The 9343-nt window shown below is 47.4% G+C and carries 8 protein-coding genes; 3 read left to right on the top strand and 5 right to left on the bottom strand.

Features of this window, described 5'->3' with window-relative positions:
* Positions 1-1317 precede the first annotated feature (1317 nt).
* A complete protein-coding gene (locus tag L4D76_RS22105) occupies positions 1318-1632 on the bottom strand; it encodes a DUF3301 domain-containing protein (protein ID WP_428443038.1) in 315 nt (104 codons plus the stop codon).
* A 48-nt stretch (positions 1633-1680) separates the two neighbouring features.
* Positions 1681-2721, bottom strand: a complete 1041-nt coding sequence (locus L4D76_RS22100) for a DUF3549 family protein (RefSeq protein ID WP_428443041.1) — start codon at positions 2719-2721, stop codon at positions 1681-1683.
* Between the two features lie 183 nt (positions 2722-2904).
* Here L4D76_RS22100 and L4D76_RS22095 point away from each other — a divergent pair, with 183 nt between their 5' ends.
* Together L4D76_RS22095 and truC are read left to right on the top strand one after the other, a co-directional pair.
* Positions 2905-3225 (top strand): YqcC family protein, encoded by a 321-nt coding sequence (locus L4D76_RS22095; protein WP_428443037.1) that lies wholly within the window; start codon positions 2905-2907, stop codon positions 3223-3225.
* 3 nt (positions 3226-3228) lie between these two features.
* Positions 3229-3966, top strand: a complete 738-nt coding sequence (gene truC / locus L4D76_RS22090) for a tRNA pseudouridine(65) synthase TruC (RefSeq protein ID WP_428443036.1) — start codon at positions 3229-3231, stop codon at positions 3964-3966.
* Between the two features lie 129 nt (positions 3967-4095).
* On the opposite strand, the gene L4D76_RS22085 is transcribed toward truC, so the two are convergent.
* From L4D76_RS22085 to map, 3 genes are all read right to left on the bottom strand, one after another.
* Complete coding sequence (locus tag L4D76_RS22085) at positions 4096-4476, bottom strand: DUF3461 family protein (RefSeq protein ID WP_428443035.1); 381 nt, start codon at positions 4474-4476, stop codon at positions 4096-4098.
* Between the two features lie 204 nt (positions 4477-4680).
* A complete protein-coding gene (gene glnD, locus L4D76_RS22080; protein ID WP_428443034.1) occupies positions 4681-7302 on the bottom strand; it encodes a bifunctional uridylyltransferase/uridylyl-removing protein GlnD in 2622 nt (873 codons plus the stop codon).
* Between the two features lie 114 nt (positions 7303-7416).
* Positions 7417-8238, bottom strand: a complete 822-nt coding sequence (gene map / locus L4D76_RS22075; RefSeq protein WP_428443033.1) for a type I methionyl aminopeptidase — start codon at positions 8236-8238, stop codon at positions 7417-7419.
* Between the two features lie 343 nt (positions 8239-8581).
* Here map and rpsB point away from each other — a divergent pair, with 343 nt between their 5' ends.
* Complete coding sequence (gene rpsB, locus L4D76_RS22070) at positions 8582-9310, top strand: 30S ribosomal protein S2 (protein WP_428443032.1); 729 nt, start codon at positions 8582-8584, stop codon at positions 9308-9310.
* The last annotated feature ends 33 nt before the right edge of the window (positions 9311-9343 follow it).

Genomic DNA, 9343 nt, shown 5'->3' with positions numbered 1-9343 from the left:
CAAATGGACCACTTCAGGATGAAGTCAGGGACACCTCTAGGATAGAGGCATAAAGGAACACTTCAGGACGAAGTAAAGGACACCTCCAGGACGGAGATGAGAGTTGATACAGGATGTGTCGACGGGTCAGGAAGACAAATGGACCACTTCAGGATGAAGTCAGGGACACCTCTGGGATAGAGGCATAAAGGAATACTTCAGGACGAAGTAAAGGACACCTCCAGGACGGAGATGAGAGTTGATACAGGATGTGTCGACGGGTCAGGAAGGCCGAAGGATATTTTCAGGAAGAAAAGAAAAAGGAATACGCTGAAGGATTGCAGCGATTCAATGGAATGATGCAGGGAGCACCATCGTAGCGGGATTGCTGCAAGTAAGACCTAAGGGCGCGACGCAAGTCGCGCCCGCCTTTTTTTGCACAATAAACTCCCCCTACCATCACACTTCTTTCTGTTATGCATGGAATTTTCATGCTGACTATTTATTTCAAATATATTCCCATTTTTATCGTCAAGAAMGTTGTCACTTGAGTTTCTTATAGCCCCATAGCCCATAGCCCATAGCCCATAGCCCATAGCCCATAGCCCGGTCGTCATAATCTCTTTTATCTCGCTTCCGTGTGAGAGATCTCTTACAAAGCTGTGGGAGATACGGGAAAAATGCACGGGCAGATCACGCTGATATTGGCATAAGTGGTTGAATTAAATATAGTTTGCTGGATCTTCTTTAATGTACACCTTTTCCTTACAGATGCGATTGCTCGATCAAGGGTTCTTTTCTTTGCGATTGAGCGTAATCTTAATGGTGTCGGAAGGAACTGACCGGAACGGAACAGGAAATAGCCAAGGATTATGGCAGTCTCAGGATGAGGCCGGTATATCAGGATGATGTATCGAACATGGACTGTGAAGGGAACAAYCGAAGGATYGGTTAATAGTAAGTAGGATACTTACTGGTCAGGAAGRCAAATGGACCACTTCAGGATGAAGTCAGGGACACCTCTAGGATAGAGGCATAAAGGAACACTTCAGGACGAAGTAAAGGACACCTCCAGGACGGAGAAGAGAGTCGATATTGGATGTATTGACGGGTCGGGATTAGGCCAAAGGACAACTTCAGGACGAAGAATTAAGGAATACGCCGAAGGATTACGGCGATTCAATGGAATGATGCAGGGAGCACGATAGTAGCGGGATTGCTGCAAGTAAGACCTTAGGGCGCGACGAAAGTCGCGCCCGTTCTTGTTTCTGGCCCAGAGCCCAGTACGCTTCGCTGCTAGACCCTAGACCCTAGACCCTAGACCCTAGACCCTAGACCCTAGACCCCTTCAGTTTCCGGCATTCGATGTGGTGGCACATGAATGTGCATCGGTCGGAAGCCTTTCATCACCACATAACCTTGATACGCGTCATGGCCATCGGCTGAGAACTCAAACAGATACACTGTTCGCCACCCCCAATTGCCTTTCTTGTCTTTAAGCTTATGAGAGCCTCTGGCGATACTGAGTAACTGTAAGCCAAGACTTTTGCAGCGTTGTTCAATGAATTTTTGAGCAAATTCAGTTTGTCGGCGCTGCTGCCAAAACAGGTAAGCGCCGAAAGTGACCAAGAGTATTGCGAGTAAGTTATCCATTATTTAGAGAGACTGTCCTTAGTGCGGCTGATGCCGTATGTGTCGTCGTTACTGACCACGAGTATGTTGCTGAAGTTGTGTAATCGCTTCAACTAACGCCGGGTTAGCTTGGCTATGAAGCACTTGCAACATGATGCCACGCAGTAAAGGCAACATAACAAGGTCGGCAAAGAGCTGGTTGAACAAGGCTTGATCTTTGGTTTCAGCTAAACGAAGCAAGAACAGGCTTGCAGTGTCAGTATTCGTAAGGCCATTCCAGCAACGTCCCGCGATTGCCACTAATACCTCTGGGTGGCAAAGCTCAGCTCGTTGTAACAGGCGATTTAATTGCTCTGTCAGTGTTTCACTGTTACTGCCCGCCAGAGAGCGAATTAGCGCTGCAACTAAGAAGAGATCAGGCTCCGCCAATGCGGTTTCTGTTAGTAATCGCTCACTTAAACGCTGACTGAGATTATCTGGAATATCACAATGCTCTAAGCAGCCGAGTAATGCATAGAGTGGTGTCATTGGCAGGTTATTCACCGCTTTTCGCAGCAAAGTGCTGTTATTTTCTTGCTTCATACGGGCACAAACATCAGCCAAACCCTGTAGGCCGACACCTTGCCATTGGTCCCAGCCTAGCGCGCCGCTTAAGAAGTGCTGGGCATGTTCGTAATACTGGCTTGCCGGCAGAGAAAGCTGTTGACGCAGTTGGGCATGAAAAATCGCCATCTTGTCGTCATTCGGCTTAAACGTGTATGGATTTGTAGCTAGTTTCTGCTGTTCTTCTTCTGTTGGCTCAGCATTAAGGGTGGCACCCATCGCTTCGATAACATACTTGATGAAATCACCAACCGCAGCTTGTTTTAATAAACCACGCTCATCTAGTGGCAGGCGCAAGAACCAGATCCAAGGTGGATTACCGTTCTGCCAAAAAGAGATGGAAAGGTGAGCATGTTGCTGCAGCGGCCATGGATAAGGTTGGCGGTTTTCTTCAACGGCCTTAAATTGCTCGGTATCAATTTCGCTAACACGGCGACCAAGATCGAAAATCTTGTACTGACAACCGGCGTTATCCAGTAACTGGGTGAGGGTATGAAATGTATCCATGGACATAGCTATCGCTCCTAAATCTGAATCGAGAGTATATCAAAGACCACAATTAACTGACTATTCAATTGCGTAAATCGCGTTGTCAGGTTTTACCTGAGTGATGGGCGATAACGGGTAACATGTTGGGCGTAGAGGGTTGAGGTGGTATCCTTGCGCGCCCATTTCTTGAAGAGCAGGATCATGGATAAATATCGTCATAGCCAGTTGTTGTTAGAAAAGCTTGAGGTTGTCATGCATGAAGCTGGCCTTTGGGAAAGCGTTGCACCAAGTCAGGCATCATTGGCGAGTACAGAACCGTTTGCGGTAGATACACTGACCTGTAGCCAATGGTTGCAATGGGTCTTTATTCCTAAAATGACTCAGCTCGTTACCATGCAACTGCCTCTGCCTGCCCATTTTGAACTGTCACCTTATGTTGAAGAGGTGATGAAGCATGACAAGGGCGTTGATACCATTGTTCGTGTCACACGTGAATTAGATAACCTGTTTAAGGCTCAATAATCGATGGAATTAGAAATTCTTTATCAGGACCAATATTTGGTCGCGGTCAATAAACCTGCGGGTATGTTGGTACACCGTTCTTGGTTAGATAGCCATGAAACGGTCTTTGTGATGCAAACACTGCGAGATCAGCTGGGTCAGCATGTTTTTCCGTTACATCGATTGGATCGCCCTACATCGGGGGTGCTGCTGTTTGGCCTATCCAGTGAAATAGCAGCGTTAATGATGCCGAAGTTTGCCGGGCGAGATATCCATAAAACCTATCATGCTGTGGTGCGCGGTTGGATCAAAGAAGCCGCGGTATTGGATTACCCTCTAAAGAAAGAGCTGGATAAGATCGCAGACAAAAATGCGGTTGAAGAGCAAGAAGCCCAAGAGGCTGTAACGGCATACCAACCATTAGCTACTGTCGAAACGGACATTCCGGTAGGGCGTTATGCCACAAGCCGCTATTGTCTGGTAGAAATGAAGCCTGAGACGGGGCGCAAACATCAGCTACGTCGCCATATGCACCATTTAAGCCACCACATTATCGGTGATGTCAATCATGGTGATGGCCGTCATAACCGTATGTTCCGTGAAAACTATGAATGCCATCGTCTGATGCTGCATGCATCACGGCTACAGTTTGAACATCCTGTCACCGAGCAAGCGCTTGATATTTATGCTGATGTTGATGAAACATGGTTACGTGTTATGGCTGCGTTTGATTGGCCTGCAGACTTACTTGCAAACCAATAAAGCTGGTCGAGTGGTATAACGTCGGTATTCCTGCAGATTTTATAGAGCAGGAATGCCTTGGCACTTATACCCATCGAGATCCTTATCTCTGAACTCTTTCATTTTCGCTGAATGCCCAGACTATCGGTATTATTTCAGTTTTTCTAAATCTGCTTCTATTTCAGCAATCTTATGGCTGACCACCTGCTCTAAGTGGCGTAAGTCGCTGAGAATTTTCTTTTTAATGTCGACATCTTTGGGTTTTCTTTTGGTGATTTGATCGAGCTCATCAATGATGTGGGTAAGCGTGCGATTGATTTCGGTAATTTCTTTGTATTCGCGGTTGCCACTGTTCACGACAACAGATTTGCGCTGACGCGGGAATTTAAACTTCACGCTTTTGGCAAACAGTTCCCCTTTATGCTTAGCAAAATAGATTTTTAAAATATCATTTGCTGTTTCCTGCCGCAGGCTGTAACGCTCAATACTTTCTGGATATTCGATACCGATACTGGTGAGGTGTGGGTACATAGAGGCCTCATTCAATTGTTCTGGTTTGCCATTGATGGAGTGGCTGTACTGATGGAATGGTTATAATGAAATAGTTATAACAGCCACTGTAGCAAGAACCAGTTATAACTTCTTGATGTGGGTGGTGAGATTGTGGGCAAGATCGCGCATCCCTGAGCATCAGGGATCTGATGCTCAGAAGATGGAGTTATATCCCAATCGGTATTAATTGTGTGAATCAAGCCTGGCAATGAGCGCTTCTTTCAATTGCTGCTGTTGTTCGGCAGTCAGTTGAGTGCCCTGTTCATTGATCAGAATAAAGAAGTCTTCGGCCCGCTCACCAATAGTGGTGATTTTTGCGGCCTGCAGGCTGATTTTCTGCTTGGCAAAAACAGATCCCACCCTCGCCAGTAACCCAGGCATATCTAACGCAACCAATTCCATCGTGGTTTTCTTGCCGGTTTTTGTCGGTAAGAAATCGACCTTAGTTTTTACGTTAAAGTGCAGTAGCTGACGAGGAGCTCGTTTGTTTTTGCGCTCCGATTTCATGTGCGTCAGGGCTTTGATCAGGGCGCGACGTATCGAGTGGTGGCGGTTTTTACAAATGGCTTTCCCGGTCGGATCTAACACCATAAAGGTATCGAGGGCGTAACCGTCTTTGCTATTCATGATCTGTGCATCATGGACACTGAGGTTCTTCTTATCCAGCTCAGAAACCACAATGGCAAATAACTTGGCTTTGTCTTTGCTGTAAACAAAGACTTCGGTACCGCCCCGGGTCGCCTTTTTGCTGATCAGGATCAGGGGTTTGTCATGGTCGTCATGGTCCAGGATCGCTTCAGCATGCCAGGCGATCTGCTTGTGAGTGTGACGCAGAAAGTAATCGGCTTTAAAGCGTTGCCATAGCACTTCAATTTCTCGGGGCGTAAAGTTCTTGCTACGTAATATTGCCGAGGCTAGCTGCTGATTATGGCGGATACGCTCTCGAACATCCGGGGTATTTTCCAGCCCTCGGCGAAGTGCTTTCTGAGTAGCATAATAGAGCTCAGAAAGCAGGGTGCGTTTCCAACTGTTCCATAGATCCTGGTTGGTGGCGCAGATATCGGCCACCGTCAGGCAGATCAGGTGATCCAATCGTTCTTCGTCACGGACTTCTTTGGCAAACTCGGACACCACTTCAGGATCATAGATGTCCCGGCGCTGAGCGGTGACCGACATTAGCAGATGTCGTTTGACCAACCATGCCACCAGATTTGCCTCGGGGCGGGAAAGCCCATGCTGCAGGCAGAAATTATACGCCTCTGTGGCACCTAACTCAGAATGATCACCACCGCGACCTTTGGCTATATCATGGAAAATTGCCGCTAAGATCAGAATCTCTTTTTTTATGATCCGCGGATAGACTTCACAGCAGATTGGATGGAGTTGCCGGTTTTCCGGATCATTGAACTTATTGAGGTTATTGAGCAGGCGAACACTGTGTTCGTCGACGGTATAGACGTGGAATAGATCAAACTGCATTTGTCCGACGATCTGGCTCCACTGCGGCAGGTAGGTGGCTAAAACACCATGACGATGCATCAGCCGGAAGGCTTTCTGCAATGCATTAGGCTGGCGGACCAGTTCCATAAATTTTTCTCTGGCAGCAGGGATCTCAACCAGAAAGCGATTTAATCGTCGGCGAGCAGTGCGTAACTGGCGCAAAGTTGGTGCTGCAATACCTTCAATTTCAGAGTTCTGTGCAACATGCATGAACATATCAAGAATGGTTTCTGGACGAGCCTGAAAGAGAGCCGGTTTGGTTGCCTCGATTAAATGGCCGCGAAGCTGAAAATCATCATCCAGTCTGATCGTATCGGTGGTTTTACCGCTGTCGAGAATTGCCTGATCAAACAGCTGCAGCAGCATCTTGTTCAGTTCTGATACCCGGCGCAAAGTGCGGTAGAACTCTTTCATCATCATTTCGACACCGCGGTTACCTTCGCCGGTGTATCCCAGGTTTTCGGCCACTGACGTCTGATGTGCAAAGGTGAGGCGATTGTCATAGCGGCGCAATTCGATATGCAGAGCAAAGCGGATCCGCCACAGGGAGTCCTGGCACTCTACCAGCTCACGGTATTCAGCATCAGTCAGAAAGCCGAATCGACTCATCTCCAACAGGCTGGTGGCACCAAAATGGCGCCGTGCGACCCAGCTTAAGGTATGAATGTCACGTAGTCCGCCCGGGCTGGATTTAATATCGGGTTCGAGGTTATAGGTGGTGTCATGGTATCGGGCATGACGCACTTTTTGCTCTTCCAGCTTGGCGCGGTAAAAGTCTTCGCTGGGCCAGAATTTTCCGGAGTTTACTTGTTCCTGCAGGCACTGGAACAACTCTTCACTGCCACAAAGCAGCCGGGCTTCAGTCAGGTTGGTTGCAACGGTAAGATCGGCCAGGCCGACTTCAACGCAGTCATCAACGGTGCGGACACTATGGCCAATTTCCAGTCGCAAATCCCACAGTAAGGTCAGAAACTCACTGATGATTTTCCCCGTTTCCTCATCCGGCGGCTGTTCACTGAGAACTAAAAGGTCAACATCTGACAAGGGGTGCAGTTCGCCTCGCCCGTAACCACCAACGGCCACGAGGGCGAGATCGGTTTTTTGATCAAAGCCGAAATGTTGCCACAGGCGGATCAGCAGCTGGTCGATAAATGCCGAGCGTGCATGCACTAACTCAGTGATTGGGGAGTGCTGGAGAAACAGTTGCTTTTGTTGTTCTGAAAACTGTTCGAGTGCCGTTCGTAAGTTGTCTTGCGTGAGGGGTTCAGATAAAAAAGCCTGAGGAGCCGGAGAAGTGTCAGTCATCGCAGTCCATGCCATAGAGTAATAATGCTTGTTCTTACTATAACCGGATAACAATAAATAAAAAGCCGGCAATTTGCCGGCTTTCTTAGGGGATTGCGTATTCGGTGCTCTGTCTTACAGAATGCGAGGCAGAGTATCGTCTTTACGTAAGGTCAGAATTTCACAACCGGTCTCTGTGACCAGCAGGGTGTGCTCCCACTGTGCAGATTTCTTACCGTCAACGGTGTAGACCGTCCAGCCATCGTTCTCGTCTGATACGCAGCCAAATTTACCGGCATTGATCATGGGTTCGATAGTGAAACACATGCCTGCTTTCAGTACGGTACGATCGTTGTTCTTGTAGTGGACAACTTGTGGCTCTTCGTGGAATTCGTTGCCAATACCATGGCCGCAGTAGTCTTTGACGATAGAAAAACGGCTATTGCCACTTTTGATGAACTTTTGAATGGCAGTACCGATTTCACCCAGCTTGGTACCTGGCTTCACTTTTTTGATGGCCAGATACAGGCTCTCTTGTGCCACCCGGCAAAGGCGTTTGTCTTCCAGTGATACTTCACCGATTTCAAACATTTTAGAGGTGTCACCGTGGTAACCGTCTTTGATCACGGTAATGTCGATGTTAATGATATCGCCGTCTTTCAATATTGCGGGTTTGCTGTACTTTCCATTCACGTCTTCATCGTTGTCGCTAGGAATACCGTGGCAAACAACGTGGTTAATTGAAGTACAAACCGACTTAGGGAAACCGTGATAGTTCAGCGGAGCAGGAATGGCACCTTGCTCTTTGGTGATGTAATCGTGACAAATACGATCCAGTTCTTCTGTCGTGACTCCCGCCTTGACGTGCGGTTCGATCATTTCCAGTACATCAGCGGCCAAACGGCCTGCAACGCGCATTTTTTCAATTTCTTCAGCCGTTTTGATCTTGATGCTCATTTAATCTTCTCTATGAATGACGGTTTACTATTGCGTATATGTTAACAGTGAGGGCTTAGGATGGAAACCAAGTTTAGTGGCTTCGATTATATTTAGGCTGGATTTTTGGTGGCGAAATATGGTATAAAGCGCGCCGTAATTAGCTAATTCAGTTTCGACTCTGTTAGTTAAATTATACTTACTTTTATTAATCACTCACACATATCGGCACATGCTCCGGGGTGCCCGTCATTCTTTCGTTATGCGGCTGTTCTCTAGATGAGACGGCGAGTTGTTTCGAACGGGTGATAAGGGTCGGTAGGATGGGATATGTGGACGCCTAACCCCATAGAGGAATTATTCAATGGCAACTGTATCAATGCGCGACATGCTTAAGGCTGGTGTACACTTCGGTCACCAAACTCGTTACTGGAACCCAAAGATGAAGCCATTCATCTTCGGCGCTCGTAACAAGGTACATATCATCAACCTTGAGAAAACTGTACCAATGTTCAACGACGCACTAGCTGAAATCAACAAGATTTCTGCTCGTAAAGGTAAAGTCCTTTTCGTTGGTACTAAGCGTGCAGCCAGCGAATCAATCAAAGAAGCAGCGATCAACTGTGACCAGTACTACGTAAACAACCGTTGGTTGGGTGGTATGCTGACTAACTGGAAAACTGTTCGCCAGTCAATCAAGCGTCTGAAAGATCTAGAAGCACAGTCTTCTGACGGTACTTTCGACAAGCTAACCAAGAAAGAAGCGCTAATGCGTACTCGTGAAATGGAAAAGCTTGAGAAGTCTCTTGGTGGTATCAAGAACATGGCTGGCCTGCCAGATGCAATGTTTGTAATCGATGCTGATCACGAACACATCGCAGTTAAAGAAGCTAACAACCTGGGTATCCCAGTATTTGCAGTTGTAGATACTAACTCTAACCCAGACGGCGTTGATTTCGTTATCCCTGGTAACGATGATGCAATCCGTGCTGTCCAGCTTTACACTGGTGCTGTAGCACAAACTGTTACTGAAGCTCGCAACCAAGATATCGTTGTGCAAGCTGAGCAAGACGGTTTCGTCGAAGCTGAGTAATAGCCTGCTCCTTTGAGCATCTTAAGTTACCTT

It is taken from the genome of Photobacterium sagamiensis (assembly GCF_050337085.1).
GTDB classification, from domain to species: domain Bacteria; phylum Pseudomonadota; class Gammaproteobacteria; order Enterobacterales; family Vibrionaceae; genus Photobacterium; species Photobacterium sagamiensis.
Note: the sequence above shows the minus strand (reverse complement) of the source record. Positions and strands in the feature narration are given on the sequence as shown.

Coding starts and splice junctions, on each gene's coding strand:
- L4D76_RS22105 (WP_428443038.1), bottom strand. CDS start 1,632: ATGGATAACTTACTCGCAATACTCTTGGTCACTTTCGGCGCTTACCTG.
- L4D76_RS22100 (WP_428443041.1), bottom strand. CDS start 2,721: ATGGATACATTTCATACCCTCACCCAGTTACTGGATAACGCCGGTTGT.
- map (WP_428443033.1), bottom strand. CDS start 8,238: ATGAGCATCAAGATCAAAACGGCTGAAGAAATTGAAAAAATGCGCGTT.
- glnD (WP_428443034.1), bottom strand. CDS start 7,302: ATGACTGACACTTCTCCGGCTCCTCAGGCTTTTTTATCTGAACCCCTC.
- L4D76_RS22095 (WP_428443037.1), top strand. CDS start 2,905: ATGGATAAATATCGTCATAGCCAGTTGTTGTTAGAAAAGCTTGAGGTT.
- L4D76_RS22085 (WP_428443035.1), bottom strand. CDS start 4,476: ATGTACCCACACCTCACCAGTATCGGTATCGAATATCCAGAAAGTATT.
- truC (WP_428443036.1), top strand. CDS start 3,229: ATGGAATTAGAAATTCTTTATCAGGACCAATATTTGGTCGCGGTCAAT.
- rpsB (WP_428443032.1), top strand. CDS start 8,582: ATGGCAACTGTATCAATGCGCGACATGCTTAAGGCTGGTGTACACTTC.